The organism is Magnetospirillum sp. XM-1 (genome assembly GCF_001511835.1).
Taxonomy (GTDB): Bacteria; Pseudomonadota; Alphaproteobacteria; order Rhodospirillales; family Magnetospirillaceae; genus Phaeospirillum.
In genome coordinates this window covers 4206231-4229981 of the sequence record NZ_LN997848.1, presented here as the reverse complement: position 1 = coordinate 4229981, position 23751 = coordinate 4206231, and the positions used below count along the sequence as shown (strand labels likewise).

The following is a 23751-nucleotide window of genomic DNA, read 5'->3' as shown; positions in this document are numbered from 1 at the left end:
CCCGGGTCAAGCCCGGGCATGACGATGAACAGGGGATGGGTTCTTCTGTTGGGACGGTCCTTCTCGTTGTTGTCAGTCGTTGTCGCCGAGGACGATGGCGTTGCTCACCAGTTGGTGAACGCTGACCACCATTTCCCGGTCGAAGTCGTAATAGGGCAGGATCTTGGTGAACTGCGCCTTGCAGATGGCGCACATGGCGGCCATGTGGGTGACGCCTTCCTTGTCCACCACGTCTTTCAGCGCTTCCATGCGGGGGCTTGCTCCCTTGACGCGCAGCTCGATCAGCTCGTCGGTCAGCAACCCGCCGCCGCCGCCGCAGCAATAGGTCTTGTCGCAGATGGTGTCGGGGTGCATGTCGACGAATTTCGGTACGGCCGCCGTGATCACTTCGCGCGGGATGCTAAACTGGCCGCCGGGCCTGTCGCCCATGCGCGCGCCTCTGGCCACGTTGCAGGAATCGTGGACGGTCAGCACCATGCCGTCGTTGCCTGACTTGTCGAGCTTGATGCCCTTGCGGCGGATCAGGTCGGAGGTGAATTCCAGGATGTGCTGGGGCACGGGATAGCGGGGATCGAGGAAGTCCCAGGGCCCGGCCAGGGTGTTGAGGAACGAGTAGGCGACGCGCCAGGCGTGGCCGCACTCGCCGAAGATGATGCGCTTGACGCCCAGCTCCCGCGCCGCCTCGCGGATGCGCATGGAGATCTTCCTCATCTGCTCGTAATTGCCGATGAACATGCCGAAATTGCCGGCTTCCGACGCCTTGGTGGACAGGGTCCACGACACGCCGGCGGCATGGAACACCTTGGCGTAGCCCATCAGGCCCAGCACGTGCGGCTCGGCGAAGAAGTCGGCGGACGGCGTGACGAGGAGAACCTCGGCCCCTTCCACGTCGATGGGCATCTTCACCGCCACGCCGGTGTCGTCCAGCATGTCCTCCTCGAGACCCTCCAGCGTGTCGATCAGGGCCGGGGCGGGCAGGCCCAGGTTGTTGCCGATCTTATGGACCTTGCCGATGATCTCGTTGCAGTACTTCTGGCCCTGGCCGATGGAATCCATGATGTCGCGGGCCGCCATGGAAATCTCGGCGGTGTCGATGCCGTAGGGGCAGAACACCGAGCAGCGGCGGCACTGGGAACACTGGTGGAAGTAGCTGTACCACTCGTCCAGCACTTCTTTGGTCATGTCGCGCGCGCCCACCAGGCCGGGGGCGATCTTGCCGGCCGGTGTGAAATAGCGGCGGTAGACGCTGCGGAACAGGTCGGCTCTCGCCACCGGCATGTTCTTGGGGTCGCCGGTCCCTAGGAAGTAGTGGCACTTGTCGGTACAGGCGCCGCACTTGACGCAGATGTCCATGAACACCTGCAAGCTGCGGTATTTGGAGAGCAGCCCGCCCATGTGGTCGATGGCGCGCTTTTCCCAGCCCTCGGTCAGTTCGCCGGGAAAGCCCAGCGGCTGCTGGTGCGCCTCGGCGGCCACATAGGGCTTGGAGGCGGCCATGGCATTGGCCTTGATGGCCGGAACCGGGCGCTCGGCGGGATCGCCCAAGGCGGGAATGTCGAAGGGGGCGGCGGCCATGGTCTAGCCCCTCTCTTCCAGCTTGGCGGCCCAGGGCGCCAGATGGCGCACTTCGCGCGGATTATCGGTCTGGTTGCGGGTCGGGCTGAAGAACAGGCCCGGCGCGTGCAGCAGCTTGGAGAACGGGAAGACGATCATCAGCAGGCAGACCAGCAGGAGGTGAAGACCCAGCAGCGGGTCGGCGGGCAGCGGCCGCAGCTCGAACCCCATCAGGCCGGTGAAGAAGGCCTTCACCGTGACGATGTCGGTGTGGACGACGCATTTCATGGCCATGCCGGTCACCCCGATGCCCAGCAGCAGGACCAGCATCAGGATGTCCGAGGGCCGGGTGACGTAGCGCACCCGTTCGGAGACGAGGCGCCGGGCCAGCAGCAGGCTAAGGCCCGCCACCATGGCCAGCCCGGCCGGCTGGGCCAGGGGCTGGACCAGCCCGGTGAGAAAGCCGATTTCCGCCTGGAAATAGCGGCCGTGGCGGATCAGCACCACGGCCAGGCCTAAGTGGAAGACAATGGCGAACAGCCACAGCAGCCGGTTGGCGCGATAGAGGCTTTCGAACAGCACCGCCTCGCGGCCCAGGCGCAGGGCCACGCCGCCCTTGGTGAGCGGCGCCGGGGTGGTGGGAATCTTCAAGGGCGCCGGCGTCTTGGCGTATTGGGCGATCTTCATGGCCAGCCCGGCCACCAGGACCAGGCTCGAGACGCTGAAGAGAATGGCGAAAAAGATCGTCACGACGGCACCCTTCCTCGTCACCCCCGGGCGTGGCCCGGGGGTCCATGGATGGCCGGGTCAAGCCCGGCCATGACGGCTGCGGACAGTATCCGCTACACGCAGCCGGTGGGCTTGGGCAGGCCGGCGATCTTGCACGCCTGCTTGCCGGGGCCGTAGGGGAACAGCTCGTAGAGGTATTTGTTGTTGCCCTTGTCGGGCCCCATCTTCTTGGCGATGGCCTTGGTCAGCACGCGCACCGCCGGGGCGATCTGGTACTCGGCGTAGTACTCGCGCAGGAAGTTGACCACTTCCCAGTGCTCGGGGCTCATGGTGATGCCCTCGTCCTTGGCGATCTGGCCGGCCAAGTCCTCGTTCCACTGGTTGATGTCGGTGAGGTAGCCCTCTTCATCGGCCTCGATGGTGGCGCCGTTGCTGGTATAAGCCATGTGTTTCTCTCCTCAGGTCTTTTCTTGAATTACAGCCAGGCGTTGGTCGCCTTGGTCCCGGCCGCCAGATCCACGAATCCGGCGTAATCCACGACGGTAATGTCTTTTACCACCTTTGCGGGGTCCAGTCCCCTGGCCGCCAGATCGGGGCCGAGGACATGCAGCTTCATGGTCTTGGCCGCATCGGCCATCTTGCCCTCGAAGGCGGTGCCGGACAGCGCGGCGATGACCGCGTCCTCCATCAGCAGGACGCTATCGCCCGGCTGGGCGTGGCCCAGGCAGGAATCGAGGCAGGACCGCTCGAAGGGGGATTTGTTGACGGTGTGCAGAATGCTCATTGCATGATTCCTTTTGTCCCTCAATCGCCGGGCGGGTTTCTTCGAAACCCTTGGCTTTCGCGGCATAAGCCGCGGCGGGCCTTGCCCTTGCCTCGGGGCTTGCGCCCCTCGGAGTTACGCCGTCAGAACCACGTCCATCTCGGCCATCAGCTTGCCCATCTCGGCGCGGCTCAGGACCTCGACGTCGACCAGCAGGTCGTCCTCGGTCAGGCCGCGTTCGGCCAGGCTTTCCGCCTCCACGTACAGCTTCTCTATGTCGTAGCCCTCCAACGCCCGGTAGGTGGGCGAGAAGTTCTTGACCCCGATGCCGGCGGGCGTCTGGCCCTTCTTGATCTGCAGCACGCCGTCGTCCAGGAAGGCCAGATGCACATCCTGGTCGAAGGCCGCCGAGATCAGCACCATTTCCAGCACTTCCAGGGCGTAGACCGTGCCGTGGGGGGCCTTGCGGTTGATGAACATGAACTTCTTGACGATGCCGCTTTCCATATCGTCCATGGCTTTAATCCCCGAAAGTCACGAGACGGTCGGCATGGATGCCGGCCTCGATCAGCTGGCCCAGGCCCGAGATGCGGAAGCCCGGGGCGAGATTGGCCTCGGTGATGCCGCGGCGCAGACCGGCGGCGACGCAGACCACCAGATCGACCTTGTGATCGTCCGCCAGCTTCTGCCAGTTCTTGGTCACGTTGCGGTCGTCCGAGGGCGGCTCGCCCAGTTTGGTCGCGTTGTTGACGCCGTCGTAATAGAAGAACACCCGGAAAATCTCGTGGCCCTTCTCCAAGGCGGCCTTGCAGAACTGGAAGGCTGAGTCGGCGGCCTGATGGTTGTAGGGGCCTTCGTTGACGAGGATGGCGAACTTCATGTCCAATCCCCTCCCTTAGAAGTGCAGATGCGCCGAGGCGTTGAGATTGGCCCGGCCGCCCCGCCAGTTGTCCACGTGGTACTTGGTGAAGGGCAGCTCGGTCAGCTCGAAGAAGCGGGGCCAGCCGATGCGCTCGATCCACTCGCCCATGCGCTCCCAGGCCCGGGCGTCGGCCTTGTAGACCGACAGGATCTTCTTCACCACCTCGGCCACTTCCGGCCAGCGCGGCGCGTTGTTGGGCAGACCGGCGGCCACCAGCTTGTGGAACATGGGCTTGGAGCGGGTCGATGAATGCTTGCCGCCCACCCAGATGGCGATCTTGGAATGGACCGGGTCGTTGATCTGCATGGGCGGGCAGGGCGGATAGCAGGCGCCACAGCACACGCACTTCTTCTCGTCCACTTCCAGCGACGGCTTGCCGTCCACCAAAGCGGGCCGGATGGCCGCCACGGGGCAGCGCGCGATCACCGTCGGGCGTTCGCAGATGCCGGCCACCAAGGCGTGGTTGATCACCGGCGGCTTGGTGTGCTGGACGTTGATGGCGATGTCGCCCTGGCCGCCGCAATTGATCTGGCAGCAGCTGGTGGTGATCTTGACGCGGTTGGGCATCTCCTCGGACTTGAACTCGTCGACGAGTTCGTCCATCAGCGCCTTGACCACGCCGGACGCATCGGTGCCGGGGATGTCGCAGTGCAGCCAGCCCTGGGTGTGGCTGATGAAGCCCACCGAGTTGCCGGTGCCGCCCACCGGGAAGCCCTCGTCCTCCAGGCGCTGGATCAGGGCCGGAACCTTGGACTCGTCGGTGGTCATGAACTCGGCCGAGGACCGCACGGTGAAGCGGATGTGGCCGTCGCAGAAGGCATCGGCGATGTCGCACAGCCGGCGGATGGTGAACACGTCCAGCTGGCGCTGGGTGCCGGCCTTGACGGTGTACACCGCCTCGCCGCTTTCGGCGACGTGGCGCAGCACGCCGGGACGCGGGCGGTCATGGTGGGTCCACTTGCCGTAATTGCGCACCAAGGCGGGGTGCATGAATTGCTTGGAATCCGGCACGCCGCTTTCAACGGGACGACGAAGTTCGCTCATGGGTCCTGTCTCCCTTACTCGGCGGCGTTGTTGGTCTTGCGCTCGGCCCACTTGCGGGCCTCCTCTTCCCATCCGTCGGTGCGGATGTAGGAATTGGTGCGCGGCTGGTTGATCATGTTGACGTCGAGGTCGAGGCCCAGGGCGTCGAGGTAGTTGACCAGCCCGATGCGCTCGATCATCTCGCCGGTGCGCTCGTGCTCCAGCGCGTTGTCGGCGAAGAAGTCGAGCATGTTGTGGGCCAGCTCCAGCAGCTTCTCGTAGTCCTCTTCGGTCTCCAGCTTCATGAAGGGGACCACCACGGTGCCCATCAGGTCGCCGATCTTGAGCGTGCGCTTGCCGCCCACCAGGATGCAGATGCCACGCTCCTTACCGGGCTTGAGCGCCTTGGTGCAGACGTTGATGCAGTGCATACAGCGCACGCAGGACTTGTTGTCCACGTCCAGCGTGTCGTCGTCGTTGAGCCCCAGCGCCTGGGTCGGGCACATGCGGATCACCTGGTTGATGAATTCCTTGCGGCCCAGTTGCTTGACCTTGGCCTGCACCTCCTTCTGGTCGACCTGCATGTCGTCCTTCCAGGTCCCTAAGATCGCCACGTCGGCGCGCTGGGTGGCGTTGGCGCAGTCGTTGGCGCAGCCCGAGAACTTGAACTTCAGCTTGTAGGGCAGCGAGGGGCGGTGGATGTCATCGACGAAGTCGTTGATGATGGCGCGGTGCGCGGCCAGGGTGTCGAAGCAGGCCTGCTCGCAGCGCGCCGGGCCGACGCAGGACGCCGAGGTGCGCACGCCCGCACCCGCGCCACCCATGTCGAAGCCCATCTCGTTGATCTTGTCCCAGGCGGCCTGGACCTGCTCGGTGCGGCAGCCCTGGAACATGATGTCGCCCGATTGGCCGTGCAGCGCGATCAGGCCCGAGCCGTGCTCCTCCCAGATGTCGCACATCTGGCGCAGCGTCTTGGTGTCGTAGAAGAAGCCCGGGGCCGGCATGATGCGCAGCGTGTGGAATTCCGAGCTTTCCGGGTACTGGTCGGCCACCTCGGAAAAGCGCGGGATGACGCCGGCGCCATAGCCGAACACGCCGACCGTGCCGCCTTTCCAATAGCCCTTGCGGGTCTGGTAGCTGTGCTCCAGCTGGCCCAGGAGGCTCTTCATGATGCCGGAATGGGCTTTGCCCTCCACCTCGGCCAGGCGCTTCAGGCCCGTCACGAAGCTGGGCCACGGACCGCTTTCCAGCTGGTCGAGCATGGGGGTGGGCGGCATCTTCTTCGACATTGCTTCTCGCTCCCTCGCATTCGTCACGAAGCGTTCGCACGCGCGCCTTCAGCCGGGCGCGGCAATACGCTGGATGAATATCCGATCCGTTGGGAAGCTCTGCTCCCGGACCTCTCCTGATTCGTCCGGCCGTTCTATGCGGCTCGTTACATTCGAGGATGATAATATTGCAGAACCCTACGATCCAAGTGGATTCTTTAGGAAATTCGCATGAAAATGAGGTGGGAGGAAAAATTCCAATGATTCCAGCCTGTTTCCGCCTCGACGATACCGAGTCCTATGCCCGCTGGCGGGGCGGAAGACTGGCGCGGGCGCCTGTCGCGACCTGCGATCTGGTGGTGGAGGTGGGCGACATCGCCGCACTGACCCCTGGTGAAAGGCAGGCGCTGCACCACCGTCTGGGCCGCGCCAACACGGCGGTCTATGCCGAGGGGCCGAAGCCGGGCCGCGACCACAAGGCGGCGCTGAAGGCCCTGGCCGCCCAATTGGGCCTCGCCTCGCTGGATTCCAACGCCCTGGCCGACGACGACGGCATCACGCCGCTGTCCGTGCATCGCGAGGGCACGCGGTCGCGCTACATCCCCTATACCGAGCGGCCCATCACCTGGCATACCGACGGCTATTACAATCCGCCGGACAGGACGGTGCGCGCCCTGCTGCTCCATTGCGCCGGAAAGGCGGCCGAGGGCGGGGCCAACCGGCTGATGGACCACGAGATGCTCTATATCCAGCTGCGTGACGAGGACCCGGAGCTGATCCGGGCGCTGATGCGGCCCGACGCGCTGACCATTCCCGGCAACGAGGAGGAGGGGATGACACGGCCCGAGACGGTGGGGCCGGTGTTCTCGTTCAATGCCGACGGAAGCTTGCACATGCGCTACACGGCGCGCACCCGCAACGCCGTCTGGTCGGACGAGGCTGCACCGGCGGCGGCGGCCATCAGGCGCCTGCTGGACGGGCCGTCGCCCCATATCTTCGAGCATGTGCTGGAGGAAGGCCAGGGACTGGTCTCCAACAACCCGCTGCATACCCGCGAGCCGTTCAGGGACGATCCCCGATCGCCCCGCCTGCTCTACCGGGCGCGCTATCACGAGAGGATTTCATGACCACCGACACTCCCGACTTCGCCAAGGAAGACGTCACCCCCATCGCCACCCTGGCCGCGCCGTGGAGCCGCGAGATCAGCTTTTCCGCCGTGGATCACGAAAGCGGCATGCGAATCTTAAGGATGCGCATCAAGGAAGGCCGCGCCCGCTTCACCATCGTCGATCTGGACGAGAAGACGGTCGGCGAGATGATGGCGGTGATGGGGGAGTGGGCTAGAGCGGTTCGCGATCTAACGGAATCGCAGGGGATTCACAGGCGCGGCTAATCGTGATTCACTTCCTGTGGAGGTGGCCCACGATGACTCGACCTTTATCCGTAGATCTGCGCGACCGTGTTGCGCGATATGTTCTGGCTGGCCATTCGCGCCGACAGGCGGCCAGTGTCTTCAATATCTCGGTGAGCTCGGCGGTACGCTATGTGGCGCAATATCTGTCGAGTGGGACGGTGGCGCCAAAGCGGCAAGGCGGTGATCGGCGCAGTAAATTGGGCGACCATCGGGCCTATGTGCTGCTGCGTGTTAAGCAGGTTCCGGATATCTCGCTGGCCGATTTAACCAAAGAACTGGCCGAGCGGGGCGTTCAAATCCATCTTTCCAACCTTGCCCGGTTTCTCCGGGCACAGGGGCTGACCTATAAAAAAAACTTTGGTCGCGTCCGAGCAGATGAGGCCGGACGTCCGGTTGCTGCGCGAGGAGTGGATTAAAGGCCGCCAACCGCTGATGCGGCGTCAGGCCCATCGCCTGGTGTTCCTCGACGAGACCGGAACCAATACCAAAATGACCCGTCTGCGGGGCCGCTCACCCAAAGGGGCGCGGTTGAAAGCCGCTGTGCCCTTCGGACATTGGAAGACGGAAACATTCATCGCCGGGCTGCGTCATGATGGCTTGGTGGCGCCCTTTGTCATCAATTGCCCGATGAACCGGAAGATGTTCGAGGCCTATATCGAGACCCAACTGGCCCCAACCCTGGAGCCGGGCGACGTCGTGATCCTCGACAATCTCTCAGCTCACAAAAGTCCTCGGGCAGAACGGATCATCCAAGATCGTGGTGCCTTCATGCTGTTCTTGCCGCCGTATTCCCCCGACCTCAATCCCATCGAAATGGCCTTCTCGAAGCTCAAGGCACACCTCAGAAAAACGGCTGCCAGGACCATTCAGGACCTATGGGACGCCATCGGCCGAATCTGCGATCTCTACGAACCTCAAGAGTGCCGAAATTTCTTCAAGGCTGCCGGATATGAACCAGTGTGATCGCGAATTGCTCTAAGGGGAGCCCCGCACCAGATCGAGGATGATCTCCTCCAACTCCGGCTCGGCGCCCAGGCCGGTGGCCAGGGCCACCTGCCGCCCGTGGCTGTCCACCGGGCCGGTCTGGCCCTGGATCAGGCCGAACAGCGGCGGGATGTCCTGGCCGGCGTGCAGACCTTGCGCCACCAGCAGGGGCAGCGCCACGACCCTCTCGCCCTTGACCCGTTCCGGCCAGGTCTGGGCCAGGGGCTCTTGTTCCAGGAAGACCAGTTCCACCTCGGCGAAGTGGTTCATGGCGGTTAAGGCGCGGGCGATGGCCCGCGGCGTCTCGCCCGCGCCGCCCGGCCGGGCCGAGCCGTGGGCGATGAGCAGCAGGCTGGTTTGCCCCGGTTCCCAGCCGCAGGACCGCGCCACGCCGTCGGCGCGGCAGGCCAACAGGCCGGGCAGGCGGGGATGGGTCCCCGCCGGCTCGGTATAGACCACGCGGCGACCGTCGCGCTCGGTTACCTGACCGGTCAGTCCAATTTCACGCGGGATCAGGGTGCCGGTATAAAAGCCGCGCCCGGCGAAGACCGGAACCACGTAGACGGTGGCGGCGCCGACCAGGGACAGGGCGGCCGACAGCGGCGGGTCCTGCTTCATGAACACCGCCGCCACCTCGGTGAACAGATTGCGGCGCCGGATGGACTCCGCCAGGGCCAGGACGGGCTTGGCGGCGTCGGGATATCGTCCCGAGCCATGGCCGACCAGGACCAGGGCGGAATTCTCAAGCATGCTTGCCGAACCAGTCCAGCTCGTCGGCCAGCCCGACGACCTTGCCGATGATCAGCAGGGTGGGAGCCTGCAGCCCGGCGTCCCGCGTCAGGTCCAGCAAGGTGGCCAGGGTGCCGACCACCCGGCGCTGGCGCGGCGTGGTGCCGCTTTCGACGGCGGCGGCCGGCGTGTCGGCGGACAGGCCGGCGGCCATCAGCTGGGCGGCGATTTCCGGCAGGGCCTGCAGGCCCATATAGACCGCCAGGGTGACGTCGGGGTCGGCCAGCTTGGTCCAGTCCAGGTCCAGCGAGCGGTCGTCGCGCAGATGGCCGGTGACGAAGCGCACGCCGGTGGCCAGCCCGCGATGGGTGAGCGGAATGCCGGCATAGGTGGAGCAGCCGGCGGCGGCGCTGATGCCCGGCACCACCTCGAAGGCGATGTGGTGGCGCGCCAGATGAAGCGCCTCCTCGCTGCCGCGTCCGAAGACGAAGGGGTCGCCGCCCTTGAGGCGCACCACGTCGCGGCCCGAGCGGGCGAGGCGCAGCAGCAGGTCGTTGATCTCGTCCTGCACCAGATGATGGTTGCCCAGCGCCTTGCCGGCGTAGACGCGCTCGGCGGCGGGGGGGATCAGCTCCATGATCTCCTGACTGACCAGTCGGTCATACACCACCAGGGCGGCGCCCTGAATCAGGCGCAACGCTTTGACCGTCAACAGGTCCGGATCGCCCGGCCCCGCCCCGATCAGAAACACCCGCCCCGCCTTGGCATTCGACCCGGCCGTGCTCATGGCCTCTCCCGCTCCAGTATATTAAAACACACTAAAGTACATGGCGTGCTCCGCGCCATGACTTTCCGTCACCGTCCGCCCCTTCCCCTTACGGGGGGCGGTCGGATATGGTGGCGCAAATAAGCGTCTTTGACATCGGCCGTTTTGTGACCAATAGCCATTCCGCCCATCCGCATCCGACCTCCCCGCATCCGGGACATCCGCATCCGGGGCAGCGGCACGTGCGCCGCCGGCGCACGTTGCGGCGCACGGTCTACCACATGCTGGGCGGCGAAGGCCATTCCGACCTGCTGGTCAAGGTGGTCGACGCCTTCCTGATCGCGCTGATCGTGCTGAACGTGCTGGCGGTGGTGCTTGAATCCATCGAGCACCTGTCCATCGCCCACGGACCGGCCTTCCACGCCTTCGACCTGGCCTCGGTAGCGATCTTCAGCCTGGAATACCTGCTGCGGCTGTGGACGGCGGTGGAGATCGACGATCCAAAATTCCGCCATCCTGTCTGGGGGCGGCTGCGCTGGGCGGTGTCGCCCATGGCCATCGTCGACCTGCTGGCGGTGCTGCCGTTCTATCTGGGCATGTTCGTCGAGCTGGACCTGCGGGCCATCCGCGTGCTGCGCGTGCTGCGCGTCTTCAAGCTGGGCCGCTATTCCATGGCCATGACGGTGATGGCGGCGGTGGCCCGCCAGGAGGCGCGGTCCATCTCGGCCGTGCTGTTCGTCATGGTGGTGATCCTGGTGCTGACGTCCAGCCTGATCTACCTGTTCGAGCACCGCGCCCAGCCGCATGTGTTCAGCGACATCCCCACCTCCATGTGGTGGGCGGTGGTGACGCTGACCACGCTGGGCTATGGCGACATGGTGCCCATCACCCCCCTGGGCCGATTATTGGGGGCGCTGACCGCCATCCTGGGTGTGGGCATGATCGCGCTGCCCGCCGGTGTGCTGGCCTCGGGCTTCTCCGAGCAGATGCGCATCCGCCGCGAGGAATACCGCGAGGCGGTGGAAAAGGCGCTGGAGGACGGCTCCATCAACCGCTCCGAACGCCGGTTGCTGGAACGCACGCGGCGCACCCTGCAGCTCTCCGAGGAAGAGGCGTCGCTGATTCTGCGTCAGTCGGTGGAGACCGGGCATCTGTGTCCCCACTGCGCCAAGCCGTTGCGCGGTGCCCATGCCCATCCCGAGGAAGACTGAGGGCACGGCGTGGGGGCAAGATGCCCGCGCTCCATGGAAAGCCTTTGTCAGGAGCGCGGCCGTCCCGGCCGCATCAGCCGAACCCGGCCTTGACCAGCAGGACGTGGAAGTCGCGCAGCGCCTTCTGGGCCCGCACCGGATCGGTGAAGCCGTCGATGAAATGGGCGTCGAAATTGGGCTGGCGCAGCAGGGCCAGGATGCGCTGGCGCGCCCTCGTCATGGCCTTGCCCTCGGGCAGCACGCCGGCGGCGCAGAACTGCACCAGCCGCACGGCGCGGTCGCGCAGCGGCGAATCCTGGTGGTCCAGCTTCTCGACGATCTGCTCGGTGACCAGATAGGCTTCCAGCATGGTGTCGATGAAGCCGCAGATCTTGTCGCGCACCACCTGCGGCAGGGCGGTGTTGGCCGCCGCCGTCTTGTGGGCCAGGGTGGCGCGCAGCATCTTTTCCTTAGGGGGAAGCGAGCGCAGGCAGAAATCGCCCAGATGGCGGGCCGACAGGCAGTAATCCACCAGTTCGGCGATGTCGGGGGTGGCGGTGGCGCCCCAGGGCGTGCCTGCCAGGTCCAGGATGTAGATCAAGCCCAGGGCCCGGTCGGGCAGCATGCGGTACAGGCCGTTGACGGTGGCCTTGCGGCCGGGCGCGCCGCCCTGCTCGATCTGGCGGGAATAGCGGATGGTCAGCGCCTCGGCCGTCTCGGGGCCCGAGACGAAGCCGGTGGGCGTCATGGTGCGCTCCACCAGCTTCTTCAGCTCCTCCAGCTCCTTGCCGTCCTCGCTGCGGTACAGCGGGTTGGGCGACTTGATCTGGCGGTGGGCCCGGTCGAGCAGGCAGGCGCGGCTGATGGGCAGCTTCTTCTCGGCGAACAGCCGATTGAGGATTTCGGCGGATTCGCCGGCCTCGCTCTTCTCGGTGGGGAACTTGCCGTCGGCCAGGTCGAACATGCGGCAGATGGCGGCGCCCAGCCCCGGCTGCCAGCCCAGGATCTCCTGCACCACGGATGAGCCCAGCACGTCGGCGATGACACCGTCCAGCATCTCGACCGCGTGGGGGTCGGTGTCTTCGACAGCCAGCTTGCACAGGAATTCCAGCTTGCCCACCCACGAGCGCGCATTGATCAGGTCGCGCGACAGCAGCACCATGGCCAGGTAATCGACGTCCTCGGCCCCGGCCTGGGCGCGGATCGACCGGATGGCGTCGGAGAAGCGCCCGTCCAGCTTGGGCAGCTTGACGTTCTCTACCCGTTTGGCGCGGGCCGACATCTCGTCGATGGTCTTGAACAGCTCGGCGCTGCGCGACTTGGAATCCTGCTCGGTATCCTTGGTCTGAAGCTGGGCGACGCGATCGACGGCGTTGGGGACCAGGGTGTCCTTTTCCTGAAGCCGCTTCAGCTCCTTGTAATTGTGCATCAGCTCGGTGGGCGTCAGGATCGCCTTGTCGAGATAGGAGCGGAACACCCGGTTGACCACGTTGCGGCCCGACGGAGCCATCAGCTCGTCCGGGGTCTCGCACTTTTCGGGAGGCACGTCCTCGATGGGAGAGATGCGGATCGGGCCATCATCGACGCCCGAACGGGTCTGGGAGAAGATCTCCGACTCGTCCATGGTGCCGTCGGAGCGCATCCAGTTACGGACGATTCGCGCACCCTCGCATTTCTTGTCGGCCAGGAATTTCTTGGCGAGCGCCCGCGCCTCGTCTTCCTTGGCGACCACCGTTTCGGTCGCCCAGCGGCCGCCCTTGTTGACCTGGACTTCAAAGTTTTCCCGACTGGAGACCATTCTGGTCCTCGCCCGCCACAACTTGGTTTGCCGCTCCGACCCCCCAAGTTCCGAGCGCATCCGAGAAAAATAACCATTGGCGACACATCGTGTCACGGAATTATTCAAATGTCCGCCAGGGCGCCATGTCCTTCTGGCGGGTTGCGAACCGCCGCAGAAACGTCCAGAATCCAAGGTGATCCAAGGGGACCGGGCCGGGGGAGGACACAAGGCGATGTCGACCTACAGGATATCGTACATACGTTCAGCAGGGTGGACCCGGCTGGGATTGGCCGGGGCCGTGGCGGTTTTGTTCGGCGGCCCCATGCTGTGGGCGCTGGGCGTCTTCGGCAACGGCGACGACGCCCTGCACCGGACGGTCATCTTCACCCTGGCGGGCCTCTGGTTCTTCGTCGGGACCTTCTATGTGATCGGCTGGGCGCTTCAGGGCTTCATCATCCGCCAGAAGGCGGCGGAGGAGGAATCCGACGACATGCCGCCCCGCCGCCCGGCGCCCAGCGCGCCGCCGCCGCCCAGCTCCCGTCCGCCGGCCCGCTCGGGCGGTCACTGACGCCCGCCGCCCGCCCGCCGCGTTCCGCCCCTTCGTTCCCCGCATGCCCCCATGCGGGGCTGTGGCCCGCTCGGGCCTTGAAATCCGCCGCGGTCCTTATATATTAGCGCAATCTAACATATTGTGCTGATTCTAAGGACGAGGTGCGTGATGCTCAAGGATTGGAACGAACTGGCCAACGGCCTGTCGAAGATGGTCGGCCAGGTGCGCGGCGGGGTGCCCGAGGTGATGAAGGGCTTTTCCGCCATGGCCAAGGCGGCCACCGCCGACGGCGCGCTGGACGCCAAGACCAAGGAGCTGATCGCGCTGGCGCTGGGCATTGCGGCGCGCTGCGACGGCTGCCTGGCCTTTCACGCCAAGGCGGTGGTGGACCTGGGCGGCTCGCGCGACGAGGTGATGGAGACCATCGCCATGTCGGTCTACATGGGCGGCGGCCCGTCCCTGATGTACGGCGCCCTGGCGCTGGAAGCCTACGACCAGTTCGCCGCCAAGAAGCAGGCCGCCGAATGATCGTGGCGCTTTCCGCCGCCGATTGGAGCCTCGCCCTGGCGGGCGGGGCCCTGATCGGGCTGGCGGCGGCCGGATTGATGCTGGCCTTCGGCCGGGTGGCCGGGGTCAGCGGATTGGTGCGGGGCGCCCTGGCCGGGCGGTTCGAGGCCATCGCCTTCGTCGTCGGCCTGCCGCTCGGCGCCCTTCTGGTGCAGGGCCTGACCGGCGCCGGCGGCGCGGTTTCGCTGGCCTCGCCCGGGCGGCTGGTTCTGGCCGGGCTGCTGGTGGGGATCGGCGCCGGGCTGGCCAACGGCTGCACCAGCGGCCACTCGGTGTGCGGCATCGCCCGCCTGTCGCCGCGTTCGCTGGTCGCCACCATGCTGTTCATCGCGGTCGGCGCCGGAATGGTCGCCCTGGTGGGAGTGCCGGGATCATGAGCCGGGCGCTGGTCTTCCTGCTCTGCGGTCTGGTGTTCGGCGCCGGGCTGGCGCTGTCGGGCATGACCGACCCCGCCAAGGTGGTCGGCTTCCTGGATTTCTTCGGACGCTGGGACCCCCGGCTGACCGCCACCATGGGCGGCGCGGTGGCCGTCGCCGCCCTGGGGCAGGGGCTGATCCGCCGCTGGGGCCGTCCCCTGCTGTGTGCCGAGAGTCCGGCGCCGCCGCCTACGCGCATCGATCTCCGGCTGGTGGCCGGGTCGGTCATCTTTGGCGCGGGCTGGGGGCTGGCGGGGCTGTGCCCGGCGCCGGCCCTGGCGGTGTCGGCGCAAAATCCGCTGGCCCTGCTGTTCGTGGCGGGCTTCGTCGCCGGATTGCTGGGAATCTCCCGGCTGGGCGGCAAAGGATAAACTGTTTCCGCCCCGGGGGCCTGCCGGGCTATCCTTGCCGCTCCAACTCGGATTGCGGCCGGACCCCATATGCGTGACCATGAGATCGAGGCGGCCTGGCGCGGGCTGGCCTCGTGCGAGCAATGCTCCATCCGCGACCTTGTGCTGTTCGCCGACCTCAAGGGCGAGGATTTCGGCATCATCCACCTGCCCATCGAGGATATCCGCCTCGCCGCCGGGGCCGCGCTCTATCAGGCGGGCCAGGCGGCCGGGCACGTCTTCACCGTGCGCGAAGGCCTGTTCAAGCTGGAACAGTACCTGCCCGACGGCAGCCACCGCATCGTCAGCCTGCTGGGCCAGGGCGACGTGGCCGGGCTGGAGGCCACGGTGGCCGAGTCCTACGAGCACACGGCGGTGGCGCTGTCGCCGGCCAAGGTCTGCCGCATTCCCCGCGACGTGGTCAGCCGTCTGACGCCCAAGTTGCACCGCCAGCTCATGAAGAAGTGGCACGACGCGGTGCAGCGCTCGCACGAATGCACCCGCGAATTGTCCACCGGCAGCGCCCGGCAGCGGATCGCCCGGCTGTTCCGCCTGCTGGCCCCCGAGGCGGCCCCCGATTGCCGCCTGTTCGGGCGCGAAGACCTGGGCGCCCTGCTGGGCATCACGCCCGAAACCGCCAGCCGGGTGGTGGCGGAGTTCAAGCGGCTGGGCGTGGTGACCGAGACCGCGCCGAACGTGTTCCGGCGCGACCTTGGCCAATTGGACGCCATCGCCGGCGAGGGATAAGCCTCCTACTTCTCCGGCCCGGCGAACAGGGTCTCGGTCCTGACCTCGCGGCCCTGGCCGGACAGCACGAAGACGAGCGGCATCTTCCGCGACGCCACCTTGTCGGCCGGCAGGGTGACGTAGAGGCGGAAATCGCCCACGGAATCGCGCGGCACCCGCAACTCGGCCGAAGCCGCGTCGCTGGCCCCGCCCACCACCGAGATGGTGCCGCCGGTCTCACCATCGAGCCGGAGCGTGAAGCTGCGGTCCTCGCCCTTCATGTTCAGCACCTTGTAGGCATAGCCGTTGCGGATGCTGCCGTCCGACATCTGCACGAACAGCGGCGAGCGTTCGTGCAGCACGTTGACGTCCACGTCGGGGCGCGTGGTGAGGCGGAACAGCATCACCGCGGCGACCAGGGCCAGGATGCCGCCATAGGCCAGGGTGCGCGGGCGCAACAGGCGCAGCCCGCCCTGGCGGTTCTCGCCCCTGGCCGCCAGATTGGCCGAGGAATCGTAGGACACCAGCCCGCGCGGCAGCTTGAAGCGGTCCATCACCTGGTTGCAGGCGTCGATGCACAGCCCGCAGCCGATGCAGGCCAGCTGGTTGCCGTTCCTGATGTCGATGCCGGTAGGGCAGGCCTGGACGCAGGCCAGACAATCGACGCAATGGCCGCGCCCGCTGAAATCGCGGTCGGCCGGCGCCGGGCCGCGGGCCTCGCCCCGCCACGCCTCGTAGGAGATGATCAGCGAATGCTCGTCGAACATGGCCGACTGGAAGCGGGCATAGGGGCACATATAGATGCACACCTGCTCGCGGGCATAGCCGGCCAGCAGGAAGCAAAGGCCCCCCACCACGGCGATGGCGCCATAGGTGGCGGTGCTGGCCTGGCCGGTGAAGATGTCGCGCAACTGCTCGAAGGCGTCGCCGAAATACAGCGTGAAGCCGATGCCGCAGGCGCCCGCGATGGCCAGCCACAGGGCGTTGACCACCGCCTTCTTGGCCAGTTTGCCGGCGGAAAGCGGGGCGCGCTCGAAGGCGATGCGCTGGTTGCGCTCGCCGATCACCAGGCGCTCCACCGCCACGAACAGGTCGGTGTAGACCGTCTGCCAGCACAAGAAGCCGCACCAGACGCGCCCCACCAGCGAGGTCATCAGGAACAGGGCGATGGCCGCCATGAACAGCAGGCCGGTCAGGAAGTAGACCTCCTGCGGCCAGATCTCGATGGAGAAGAAATAGCCCCGCCGTCCCGCCATGTCGGCCAGGATGGCCTGGGATGGCGCGCCGGGGCCGCGATCCCAGCGGATGAACGGCGCCAGATGCCAATAGGCCAGCAACAGGGCGCTGGCCCACCACTTCAGGCTGCGGTAACGCCCCTTCACGCCGCGCGGCTGGACCTTGGCCGAGGCGGCGTAGGCCGGGCTCGATGGGCAGGCCGTGGACGGCTCGGGCGTCTTGCCGATCATCGACATGGGGGAGGCTCTCCTCTTGGATTGGGCGGAACCAACCTAGGGGGAGCGACGGTGCGCCCGCATTGACAATTCGCAGAGCTGGTCTGGAATTTTTATAGAAATGAACAAGGCCGCCGACGGGGAGCGCTCAGCGGCCTTGTCATAATGACGCCAAGGGAGGGCGAGGCGTCAGCCGGTCATCCGGGACGGAAGCGGCGGAGAGGGTGGATGGGGGCTTAAGCCTTCTGCCGTTTTCCGCCCGGGAGGTCTCATCAGGCTAGGCAAGCCCGGGCCCGGCCGCATTGACAATTCGCAGCCCGGAGGAAATTTCGTCCGGCGGTGGGTGAGGGGGGCTTTTACAAAAGTATATATCCGATGGTTGAGGCGGATACCCTGTAGGGCTATAGTGGAAAACACCTACGATATGGGCCGGCGAACCGGCAAGAGAGGCATGATGGAACGCCTTCTCTCTCGATTGGCGCTGCGGCGCCAGGTTGCTTCCCTGGTGGTCATGGCCGGTCTGGTGTTTCTGGCGGCGGCGCTGCTGCTGTGGAACAGCCGCCAGCGCGAGGACGCCGCCCGCCGCGAAGCCGATTCCTTCCGGACGGTGATGACCCAGACCGATCAGGTGGACATCGCCCTGCTGCAGGCCCGGCGCCAGGAAAAGAACTTCCTGCTGCGCCATGACGAGGATTCGGCCTCCAAGCAGCCCCGCCATGTGGCCGAGGCCCGCGAGGCCCTCGACCGTATGGCCGCCGTGCTGCCCGGTGACGGGCCGCCCCGGCGCGAGCTGATCGCCAAGGTCAAGGACGGCGCCGAGCGTTACGGCCGCGCCTTCGCCGCCATGGTCGAGACCCAGCGCAAGGTGGGATTCACCGATCAGGTCGGGCTGCTGGGCGCGCTCAGGGGCTCGGCGCTCGATATGGAAAAGGTGCTGAAGGCCCGCGACCTGTCCGATTTGACCATCCTGGTGCTGCAGATGCGCCGGGCGGAAAAGAACTTCCTGCTGCGTCGCCAGCCGGCGGATCGGGCCGAGCTGGACGGCCTGGTGGCGGCGTTCGCCAAGGCCTTGCCGACGGGCGGTCTCGGCGCCGCGGAGCGGGCGCAGCTGGGGGAAAGCCTGGACCGCTATCACCGCGATTTTAGCGCCGCCGCCGATGGCATCGACGCCGTCGCCGGCCTGGAACGCGAGATGATCGCCGTCCACAAGGATTGGCTCGAGGGCGTGCTGGCCTCCATGGTGGCCGACGCCCGGAACGCCGCCGTCGCCGCCGAGACCAGGGCCGTCGAGGTCGGGCGAGCCGCCCAGCTGACCCTGCAGGCGGTGATGGGCGGCGGCTTCGCCCTGATCCTGACCCTGGGGCTGTGGCTGGGGGCTTCCATCGAGCGGCCGATCAAGCGCATGGCCGAGGTGATGAAGGCCCTGGCCGACGGCGACAAGGCCGCCGCCATTCCCGCCCAGGACCGTCACGACGAGGTGGGCGAGATGGCGCGTGCCGTCCAGGTCTTCCACGACGTCATGGTCGAGGCCGACCGGCTGCGCGAGGCGCGCGAGGCCGAACGCATCCGTTCCGAGGAGGAGAAGGCCGCCGCCCTGATGGCCATGGCCGACGATTTCGAGGCCAGCGTCAAGAGCAAGGTCGCCGAGGTCGAGCGCGCCACCGGCGGCATCCGCCAGACCGCCCAGGTCATGGCCGGGCGTTCGGAACGCAGCGGCTCGCGCTCGCTCGACGTGGGCGACGCGGTGCGCATCACCACCGAACGCGCCACCGGCGCCGCCGAGGCGACCCGCCAGCTGGCCCTGGCCATCAACGAGATCGCCCGGCAGGTGGCCAATTCCACCGACATCGCGCGGCGCACGGTGGAGGACGTCAACGCCACCGCCCGGCAGATGGGCGGGCTGGCTAATTCGGTGCAGTCCATCGGCGAGGTGGTCAGGCTGATCAACGACATCGCGTCCCAGACCAACCTGCTGGCCCTGAACGCCACCATCGAGGCGGCGCGTGCCGGCGAGGCGGGCAAGGGCTTCGCCGTGGTGGCGGGCGAGGTGAAGACCCTGGCCAACCAGACCGCCCGGGCCACCGACGAGATCGCCCGCCAGGTGGGCGAGATCCAGGCCTCGTCGCACAGCATGGCCGACGCCATCACTGCGGTGGTCGACATCATCAAGTCGCTGGACGAGGTTTCGGCGGCCATCGCCGGCGCGGTGCAGGAGCAGGAGGCGGCCACCCGCGAGATCGCCGACGACATCGACGAGGTGGCCCGTCAGGCCCAGTCCGTCTCGGCCAATGTGGGTGACCTGTCGCGCTCGTCCGCCCAGACCTGCGCCGGCACGGTCCGCGTGATCTGGAGCGCCAAGAGCCTGAGCCAGGTGGTGGAAACCCTGACCGCCGAGACCGACCGCTTCCTGGTCCGGGTCCGGCAGTAACCTACGACTTTCCATTGGGGAGGAAGATCATGCAGTACAACGTCGCCAGAAACGGTCAGGCGGTCACCGTCGCCCTGCAGGGACAGCTGAACTTCGCGGCCAACGACACCTTCGCGGTCCTGCTGCGGGATCTGGACGGAGTCGGCAAGGCCAAGGTGGTGTTCGACCTGTCGGCCTTGAGCCACATCGATTCGGTGGGTCTGGGACTGCTTTACATCGCCCAGGAGGAACTGGACCGCGCCGGAGCCTCCATGAGTCTGGCCCGGCCGCAAAGCGGGGTGAAGCGCCTGCTGGAACTCACCGAGGCCGGCGACACCTTCGAGATCACGGCGTGACGGGCGGGACCGGCCGGCGGTGGAAGCCGCCGGCCGCCCGACCGGAAGAAATCAGCCGGTCTTGCAGGTCTTGATGCCGAACGGCAGGTAGGCCGGGCACCAGCCGATGGCGGCGGTGGCCAGCGGCACCACGCCGATCCAGCCCCACAGGCCGATGAGCCCGGCAAGGGTCAGGCCGATCAGGACCAGGCCCACCACGATGCGCAGGATGCGGTCGATGCCGCCGACGTTCTTGTTCATGTCATCCACTCCTCGAAAGATTCAGCCAAGGGAACTGGACGGCAGAATAGGAAGGAGGGGCGGGCGTGTCGGTGACCTAGTCACACACTTTGCTAATTTTCACCCAGGGCAGCGGCGTCGAGCAGCGTCACGCTGCCCCGGGACAGGGTGACCCAGCCCCGGCGTTCGAAATCCTTGAGCAGGCGGCTGACCACCTCGCGGGCGCTGCCCAGTTCCACCGCCAGATCCTGGTGGGTGGCGGCGACCGTGCCGGTTCCCTTGGCCCGCGCCAGCAGGCAGGCGGCGAGGCGGCGGTCCATGCGCCCGAACGCCACCTCGTCGATCAGCATCAAGAGGCTGGAAATGCGGGTGCCGTAGGCGCGGAACACGAAGTCGCGGAAGGATTCCGAGCGGCCCAGCAACTCTCGGAAGGCCGGGGCGGGCAGGATCTGGGCGGTGATGTCGCTTTCGGCGATGCCCTCGGCGTCGTAATCCACGCCGCTCATCAGGCAGGCGGTGGTGACGATGCAGGTCTCGCCCGCGCCGACGCGGTAAAGGACGATTTCGCGGCCCGATTCCGCCACCTTCTGCACCCGCACCTCGCCCGCCAGCACGATCAGATAGGCCTGGCAGGGATTGCCCTCGCCGAACACCTTGGTGCCGGCGGGCAGGGCGGCGCGGCGGCTGATGGCCCGCAGCCGCTCGCGGGTCGCCTCGTCCAGGTCCGAAAGGGCGGGAACCGAGCGGGTCCAGTCCTCGGAGCCGGGAACGGCCATGGCCCCTTAAGCCCCGACCGCCGCCTTGATCCTGGCCACCTGATCGGGGGCGTAGAAGCTGCACACTCCGCGCTTGGCGGCGGGCTCCAGGCCCAGATCCTTGATGGCCTTCTTCACCTTGCCGTCGGAAACGCCCAGCGCCTTGGCGATGTTGCCGGGGCTCAAATTCTCGTCGGCCATGATGAATTACTCCAATGTGAATGTGGCGGCGGCGATGATGCGAGAAACCAACCCTTGAGTCGAGGGGCTTACTCCTTGGCCACGTAGGTGTAGAAGCGGATCGACCCGTCCGGCTCGATCTCGCGGTAGAGCCCCTGGATCTCGGCCTCGAAGCCGGGGAACAGGTTGGCGCTTCGCTCGAACATCTTGAGGTAGTCGAGCATGGGCTTGGCCCGCTCGCACAGGCGCTCGCCGGGGATGATGGTGGCGATGCCCGGCGGATAGACCACCCACAGCGTGGTGGCGATGCGGCCCTCGATCTGGTCGATGGGCAGGTAGTCCACCTGATTACGGGTCAGCATGCGCACCGCGTCGTTGGGGCGCATCACCATGTTGGGGCGATGTTCGGGCGCGAACTGGGCGCGCTGCAGCGAGCTGACGTTGCGGTCGCGGAAGAAGGCGTGCATCTCGGCGCACAATTCCTGGATGCGCAGGCCGCGATAGCGGTGCGGGCGGCGCCGGACGAATTCCGGGATGGCGTCGTCCAGCAGGGCGTTGTCGTCATGGCGGCGCTTGAAGGCCACCAGGGTGCTGAGCAGGGTGCCGGCCTTGCTGGATTCGATGCCCGGCGTCAGCAGGAACAGCATGGAATTGAGGTCGTTCTTCTCCGGCACCACCCGGTTCTCGCGCAGGTACTGGGCGACGACGGGGGCGGGGATGCCGTAATCGGCATAGGCCCCGGTCTTGCGGTCGAAGCCGGGCGTGATCAGGGTCAGCTTGTTGGGATCGGTCATGGCGTAGCCGGGCCGGGTCACGTGCTTGAAGCCGTGCCACTGGGCGCCGGGGGTGAATTCCCAGAAACGGGCGTCGGACGCGATGGTCTCGGTGGGCAGGTCCTCCCAGGCCACCAGGGTCTTGCCGCCGCCGGGTTCGGCCACCACGTCGGGGACGAAGGGCTCGAAGAACCAGTGGCGCGCCGGGTCCTTCTCCTTCTCGCCGAATTCCCGCTTGATGGCGCGGACCTTCTTGCGCAGCTCGATGCCGAGATCGATGGTGTCGTCCCACAGCACCTCGCCCGAGCGGCCGCGCATCATCTGGGCGCCCACGTCCAGCGAGGCGAACAGCGGATAGAACGGCGAGGTCGAGGCGTGCAGCAGGAAGGTCTCGTTGAAGCGGCGATGCTCGATGCGGCGGCTCTGGCCCTTGATGTGGCGGTCGCGTACGTGGATCTGCGACGCCTGGGAGAAGCCGGCCATCTGCTTGTGGGTGGACTGGGTCGAGATGATGCCGGGCGAGTTCTCGTCCAGACGGTCCTTCAGCCCCATGCCGTAGCAGCCGCGGAACAGGGGGTGGAACTTGAGGAAGCCGGCCCAGGCCTCGTCGAACAGGATGTAGTCGCACAGATGGCCGATGCGTTCGAGGATGCGCTCGGCGTTGTAGATGGTGCCGTCATAGGTGCACTGCTCGATCACCGCCACCCGGAAGGGGCGGGGCTTCTTCCAGGCGTCGGGGTCCTTGACCAGGGGATTGTCCCGGATCTTGGCGCGGATGGCCTGCTCGTCGAAGGCGTCGGCGAAGATGGGGCCGATCATACCCATGGCGTTGCGGTCGGTTTCCAGGAAGATGGGAATGCCGCCGCCCAGCAGCAGGGCGCCGTGATGGGCCGCCTTGTGGTTGTTGCGGTCGAACAGCACCAGATCATCCTCGGCCACCAGGGCCGACAGCACGATCTTGTTGGAGGCCGAGGTGCCGTTCAGCACGAAATAGGTCTTTTCCGCCCCGAAGATCTTGGCGGCTTCCTTCTGGGCCTGCAGCGCCGGGCCTTCATGGGTCAGAAGGTCGCCCAGCTCGAGCACGGAATTGTCGAGATCGTCTCTGAACACCGCCTCGCCCAGATGCTCGACGAAGATCCGCCCGATGGGGCTGCGGTTGTAGAAGATGCCGCCGTTATGGCCGGGACAGGTCCACAGCTGGTTGCCTTCCTCGGCGTAATCCACCAGGGCGCCGAAGAACGGGGTCTTCAGGGTCTCGGCGAACTGCTTCAAGCGGCTGACCAGATTCTTGGCGATGAAGTCGGGGGTTTCCTCGGCCAGGAAGACGTAGCCGTCGATATAGTCCAGCACGTCCACCGGAATGTCCTCGAACCGCTCGCCGCGGACCAGGATGACGATGGGCATCTCCAGGCCGCGCCGGCGCATCAGGTTGATCAGCTCGGTGGCTTCCGCCCCCTTGCCGCCCTTTTCCCAGTCCACCAGCACGCAGCCGATGGCGGCGTCGGTCTGCACCGCGATCTCCGCGTCCTCGATGCGCCGGGCGCGGACCACCTCGAAGCCCAGGCGCTCCACCTCGGTGATGATCTGCTGCACCCGCACGCCTTCCAGGTCGTCGGTGTCGAAAGCGGGAGCGCAGACCAGGAAGGTCAGGCGGCGAAAGAACTCCATGGGGCGCTCCAATATGGGGTGGCGGTGTGGTCGGCTAACTCTGCCGCAGCCTAATCAGGGTTGGCGGCGGCTTCCATGGCGCGGTCGAGGTGACACAAAAGATTCACCGCTCGGCCGGCTGTCGGCGGGGGCATCTGACGAGAACCGGTTTGCCATGATTTCAATAGGTTGG

At 66.5% G+C, this 23751-nt stretch carries 27 protein-coding genes; 11 read left to right on the top strand and 16 right to left on the bottom strand.

Annotated elements, in window-relative coordinates; translation table 11 throughout:
• Positions 1-72: 72 nt before the first annotated feature.
• From dsrK to dsrA, 8 genes are all read right to left on the bottom strand, one after another.
• Positions 73-1575, bottom strand: coding sequence for a sulfate reduction electron transfer complex DsrMKJOP subunit DsrK (gene dsrK / locus XM1_RS19585; RefSeq protein ID WP_068436458.1), 1503 nt, complete (start codon positions 1573-1575; stop codon positions 73-75).
• A 3-nt stretch (positions 1576-1578) separates the two neighbouring features.
• Positions 1579-2304, bottom strand: a complete 726-nt coding sequence (locus XM1_RS19580) for a respiratory nitrate reductase subunit gamma (RefSeq protein WP_068436456.1) — start codon at positions 2302-2304, stop codon at positions 1579-1581.
• A 92-nt stretch (positions 2305-2396) separates the two neighbouring features.
• Complete coding sequence (locus tag XM1_RS19575) at positions 2397-2729, bottom strand: TusE/DsrC/DsvC family sulfur relay protein (protein ID WP_011385732.1); 333 nt, start codon at positions 2727-2729, stop codon at positions 2397-2399.
• A gap of 29 nt (positions 2730-2758) precedes the next feature.
• Entirely contained in the window at positions 2759-3067 is a 309-nt protein-coding gene (tusB, locus tag XM1_RS19570; protein ID WP_082700619.1) for a sulfurtransferase complex subunit TusB, read from the bottom strand.
• 114 nt (positions 3068-3181) lie between these two features.
• A complete protein-coding gene (gene tusC, locus XM1_RS19565; RefSeq protein ID WP_068436454.1) occupies positions 3182-3562 on the bottom strand; it encodes a sulfurtransferase complex subunit TusC in 381 nt (126 codons plus the stop codon).
• Positions 3563-3566: 4 nt separating this feature from the next.
• Positions 3567-3926 carry a sulfurtransferase complex subunit TusD gene (gene tusD / locus XM1_RS19560; protein WP_068436452.1) on the bottom strand — a complete coding sequence of 120 codons (360 nt, stop codon included), beginning with the start codon at positions 3924-3926 and terminating at the stop codon, positions 3567-3569.
• 15 nt (positions 3927-3941) lie between these two features.
• Positions 3942-5012, bottom strand: coding sequence for a dissimilatory-type sulfite reductase subunit beta (gene dsrB / locus XM1_RS19555; RefSeq protein ID WP_068436450.1), 1071 nt, complete (start codon positions 5010-5012; stop codon positions 3942-3944).
• 14 nt (positions 5013-5026) lie between these two features.
• Positions 5027-6280: a dissimilatory-type sulfite reductase subunit alpha gene (gene dsrA / locus XM1_RS19550; RefSeq protein ID WP_068436448.1), complete on the bottom strand. Its 1254-nt coding sequence runs from the start codon at positions 6278-6280 to the stop codon at positions 5027-5029.
• 239 nt (positions 6281-6519) lie between these two features.
• Between dsrA and XM1_RS19545 the strand changes: the two genes are divergently transcribed.
• The 3 genes from XM1_RS19545 (at position 6520) to XM1_RS23625 (ending at position 8636) form a co-directional block, all read left to right on the top strand.
• On the top strand, positions 6520-7386 hold the full coding sequence (locus XM1_RS19545) for a TauD/TfdA family dioxygenase (RefSeq protein WP_068436446.1): 867 nt from the start codon (positions 6520-6522) through the stop codon (positions 7384-7386).
• The gene (locus tag XM1_RS19540; protein WP_068436445.1) at positions 7383-7652 is read left to right on the top strand and encodes a hypothetical protein; all 270 of its coding nucleotides are present in this window, start codon (positions 7383-7385) and stop codon (positions 7650-7652) included. The genes XM1_RS19545 and XM1_RS19540 overlap by 4 nt, the downstream gene beginning before the upstream one ends.
• Before the next feature lie 32 nt (positions 7653-7684).
• Positions 7685-8636, top strand: a protein-coding gene (locus XM1_RS23625) for an IS630 family transposase (RefSeq protein ID WP_156428594.1) whose coding sequence is annotated in 2 segments (ribosomal slippage) — positions 7685-8022 and positions 8021-8636 — 954 coding nt in all. Because the reading frame shifts where the segments join, the coding sequence is not laid out codon by codon here.
• Between the two features lie 12 nt (positions 8637-8648).
• On the opposite strand, the gene XM1_RS19530 is transcribed toward XM1_RS23625, so the two are convergent.
• Entirely contained in the window at positions 8649-9407 is a 759-nt protein-coding gene (locus XM1_RS19530; RefSeq protein ID WP_068436443.1) for a CbiX/SirB N-terminal domain-containing protein, read from the bottom strand.
• Positions 9400-10173 (bottom strand): uroporphyrinogen-III C-methyltransferase, encoded by a 774-nt coding sequence (cobA, locus tag XM1_RS19525; protein ID WP_068436441.1) that lies wholly within the window; start codon positions 10171-10173, stop codon positions 9400-9402. The genes XM1_RS19530 and cobA overlap by 8 nt, the downstream gene beginning before the upstream one ends.
• 221 nt (positions 10174-10394) lie before the next feature.
• Here cobA and XM1_RS19520 point away from each other — a divergent pair, with 221 nt between their 5' ends.
• Entirely contained in the window at positions 10395-11363 is a 969-nt protein-coding gene (locus tag XM1_RS19520; protein WP_068438056.1) for an ion transporter, read from the top strand.
• A 73-nt stretch (positions 11364-11436) separates the two neighbouring features.
• Here XM1_RS19520 and XM1_RS19515 read toward each other — a convergent pair whose 3' ends face one another.
• Positions 11437-13140 carry a hypothetical protein gene (locus XM1_RS19515; RefSeq protein WP_068436439.1) on the bottom strand — a complete coding sequence of 568 codons (1704 nt, stop codon included), beginning with the start codon at positions 13138-13140 and terminating at the stop codon, positions 11437-11439.
• Positions 13141-13420: 280 nt separating this feature from the next.
• On the opposite strand from XM1_RS19515, the gene XM1_RS19510 reads away from it, so the two are divergent.
• The 5 genes from XM1_RS19510 to XM1_RS19490 all read left to right on the top strand — a co-directional run bounded on the left by XM1_RS19510 (position 13421) and on the right by XM1_RS19490 (position 15791).
• A complete protein-coding gene (locus XM1_RS19510) occupies positions 13421-13690 on the top strand; it encodes a hypothetical protein (protein ID WP_231920595.1) in 270 nt (89 codons plus the stop codon).
• Positions 13691-13840: 150 nt separating this feature from the next.
• Positions 13841-14200 (top strand): carboxymuconolactone decarboxylase family protein, encoded by a 360-nt coding sequence (locus tag XM1_RS19505; protein WP_068436437.1) that lies wholly within the window; start codon positions 13841-13843, stop codon positions 14198-14200.
• Positions 14197-14616: a YeeE/YedE family protein gene (locus XM1_RS19500; RefSeq protein WP_068436436.1), complete on the top strand. Its 420-nt coding sequence runs from the start codon at positions 14197-14199 to the stop codon at positions 14614-14616. Before XM1_RS19505 ends, XM1_RS19500 begins: the two co-directional genes overlap by 4 nt.
• A complete protein-coding gene (locus XM1_RS19495) occupies positions 14613-15026 on the top strand; it encodes a DUF6691 family protein (protein WP_068436434.1) in 414 nt (137 codons plus the stop codon). Before XM1_RS19500 ends, XM1_RS19495 begins: the two co-directional genes overlap by 4 nt.
• Before the next feature lie 69 nt (positions 15027-15095).
• Positions 15096-15791, top strand: a complete 696-nt coding sequence (locus XM1_RS19490; protein ID WP_068436432.1) for a Crp/Fnr family transcriptional regulator — start codon at positions 15096-15098, stop codon at positions 15789-15791.
• Positions 15792-15796: 5 nt separating this feature from the next.
• Here the strand turns inward: XM1_RS19490 and ccoG are convergent, their stop codons facing one another.
• Positions 15797-17242, bottom strand: a complete 1446-nt coding sequence (ccoG, locus tag XM1_RS19485) for a cytochrome c oxidase accessory protein CcoG (RefSeq protein ID WP_068436430.1) — start codon at positions 17240-17242, stop codon at positions 15797-15799.
• A gap of 433 nt (positions 17243-17675) precedes the next feature.
• Here ccoG and XM1_RS23620 point away from each other — a divergent pair, with 433 nt between their 5' ends.
• Both XM1_RS23620 and XM1_RS19475 read left to right on the top strand, forming a co-directional pair.
• Entirely contained in the window at positions 17676-19649 is a 1974-nt protein-coding gene (locus XM1_RS23620; RefSeq protein ID WP_231920594.1) for a methyl-accepting chemotaxis protein, read from the top strand.
• Between the two features lie 29 nt (positions 19650-19678).
• Positions 19679-19984 carry an STAS domain-containing protein gene (locus tag XM1_RS19475; RefSeq protein ID WP_068436428.1) on the top strand — a complete coding sequence of 102 codons (306 nt, stop codon included), beginning with the start codon at positions 19679-19681 and terminating at the stop codon, positions 19982-19984.
• A gap of 51 nt (positions 19985-20035) precedes the next feature.
• Here the strand turns inward: XM1_RS19475 and XM1_RS19470 are convergent, their stop codons facing one another.
• The 4 genes from XM1_RS19470 to XM1_RS19460 all read right to left on the bottom strand — a co-directional run bounded on the left by XM1_RS19470 (position 20036) and on the right by XM1_RS19460 (position 23579).
• Positions 20036-20224 carry a DUF2892 domain-containing protein gene (locus XM1_RS19470; protein ID WP_068436426.1) on the bottom strand — a complete coding sequence of 63 codons (189 nt, stop codon included), beginning with the start codon at positions 20222-20224 and terminating at the stop codon, positions 20036-20038.
• Positions 20225-20316: 92 nt separating this feature from the next.
• On the bottom strand, positions 20317-20979 hold the full coding sequence (locus XM1_RS19465; protein WP_068436424.1) for a Crp/Fnr family transcriptional regulator: 663 nt from the start codon (positions 20977-20979) through the stop codon (positions 20317-20319).
• Between the two features lie 6 nt (positions 20980-20985).
• A complete protein-coding gene (locus XM1_RS24610) occupies positions 20986-21159 on the bottom strand; it encodes a hypothetical protein (RefSeq protein WP_168185820.1) in 174 nt (57 codons plus the stop codon).
• Between the two features lie 68 nt (positions 21160-21227).
• On the bottom strand, positions 21228-23579 hold the full coding sequence (locus tag XM1_RS19460) for an Orn/Lys/Arg decarboxylase N-terminal domain-containing protein (protein WP_068436422.1): 2352 nt from the start codon (positions 23577-23579) through the stop codon (positions 21228-21230).
• Positions 23580-23751 lie beyond the last annotated feature (172 nt).

Coding starts and splice junctions, on each gene's coding strand:
- dsrK (WP_068436458.1), bottom strand. CDS start 1,575: ATGGCCGCCGCCCCCTTCGACATTCCCGCCTTGGGCGATCCCGCCGAG.
- XM1_RS19575 (WP_011385732.1), bottom strand. CDS start 2,729: ATGGCTTATACCAGCAACGGCGCCACCATCGAGGCCGATGAAGAGGGC.
- tusB (WP_082700619.1), bottom strand. CDS start 3,067: ATGAGCATTCTGCACACCGTCAACAAATCCCCCTTCGAGCGGTCCTGC.
- tusC (WP_068436454.1), bottom strand. CDS start 3,562: ATGGACGATATGGAAAGCGGCATCGTCAAGAAGTTCATGTTCATCAAC.
- tusD (WP_068436452.1), bottom strand. CDS start 3,926: ATGAAGTTCGCCATCCTCGTCAACGAAGGCCCCTACAACCATCAGGCC.
- dsrB (WP_068436450.1), bottom strand. CDS start 5,012: ATGAGCGAACTTCGTCGTCCCGTTGAAAGCGGCGTGCCGGATTCCAAG.
- dsrA (WP_068436448.1), bottom strand. CDS start 6,280: ATGTCGAAGAAGATGCCGCCCACCCCCATGCTCGACCAGCTGGAAAGC.
- XM1_RS19545 (WP_068436446.1), top strand. CDS start 6,520: ATGATTCCAGCCTGTTTCCGCCTCGACGATACCGAGTCCTATGCCCGC.
- XM1_RS19540 (WP_068436445.1), top strand. CDS start 7,383: ATGACCACCGACACTCCCGACTTCGCCAAGGAAGACGTCACCCCCATC.
- XM1_RS19530 (WP_068436443.1), bottom strand. CDS start 9,407: ATGCTTGAGAATTCCGCCCTGGTCCTGGTCGGCCATGGCTCGGGACGA.
- cobA (WP_068436441.1), bottom strand. CDS start 10,173: ATGAGCACGGCCGGGTCGAATGCCAAGGCGGGGCGGGTGTTTCTGATC.
- XM1_RS19515 (WP_068436439.1), bottom strand. CDS start 13,140: ATGGTCTCCAGTCGGGAAAACTTTGAAGTCCAGGTCAACAAGGGCGGC.
- XM1_RS19505 (WP_068436437.1), top strand. CDS start 13,841: ATGCTCAAGGATTGGAACGAACTGGCCAACGGCCTGTCGAAGATGGTC.
- XM1_RS19500 (WP_068436436.1), top strand. CDS start 14,197: ATGATCGTGGCGCTTTCCGCCGCCGATTGGAGCCTCGCCCTGGCGGGC.
- XM1_RS19495 (WP_068436434.1), top strand. CDS start 14,613: ATGAGCCGGGCGCTGGTCTTCCTGCTCTGCGGTCTGGTGTTCGGCGCC.
- XM1_RS19490 (WP_068436432.1), top strand. CDS start 15,096: ATGCGTGACCATGAGATCGAGGCGGCCTGGCGCGGGCTGGCCTCGTGC.
- ccoG (WP_068436430.1), bottom strand. CDS start 17,242: ATGTCGATGATCGGCAAGACGCCCGAGCCGTCCACGGCCTGCCCATCG.
- XM1_RS23620 (WP_231920594.1), top strand. CDS start 17,676: ATGGAACGCCTTCTCTCTCGATTGGCGCTGCGGCGCCAGGTTGCTTCC.
- XM1_RS19475 (WP_068436428.1), top strand. CDS start 19,679: ATGCAGTACAACGTCGCCAGAAACGGTCAGGCGGTCACCGTCGCCCTG.
- XM1_RS19470 (WP_068436426.1), bottom strand. CDS start 20,224: ATGAACAAGAACGTCGGCGGCATCGACCGCATCCTGCGCATCGTGGTG.
- XM1_RS19465 (WP_068436424.1), bottom strand. CDS start 20,979: ATGGCCGTTCCCGGCTCCGAGGACTGGACCCGCTCGGTTCCCGCCCTT.
- XM1_RS24610 (WP_168185820.1), bottom strand. CDS start 21,159: ATGGCCGACGAGAATTTGAGCCCCGGCAACATCGCCAAGGCGCTGGGC.
- XM1_RS19460 (WP_068436422.1), bottom strand. CDS start 23,579: ATGGAGTTCTTTCGCCGCCTGACCTTCCTGGTCTGCGCTCCCGCTTTC.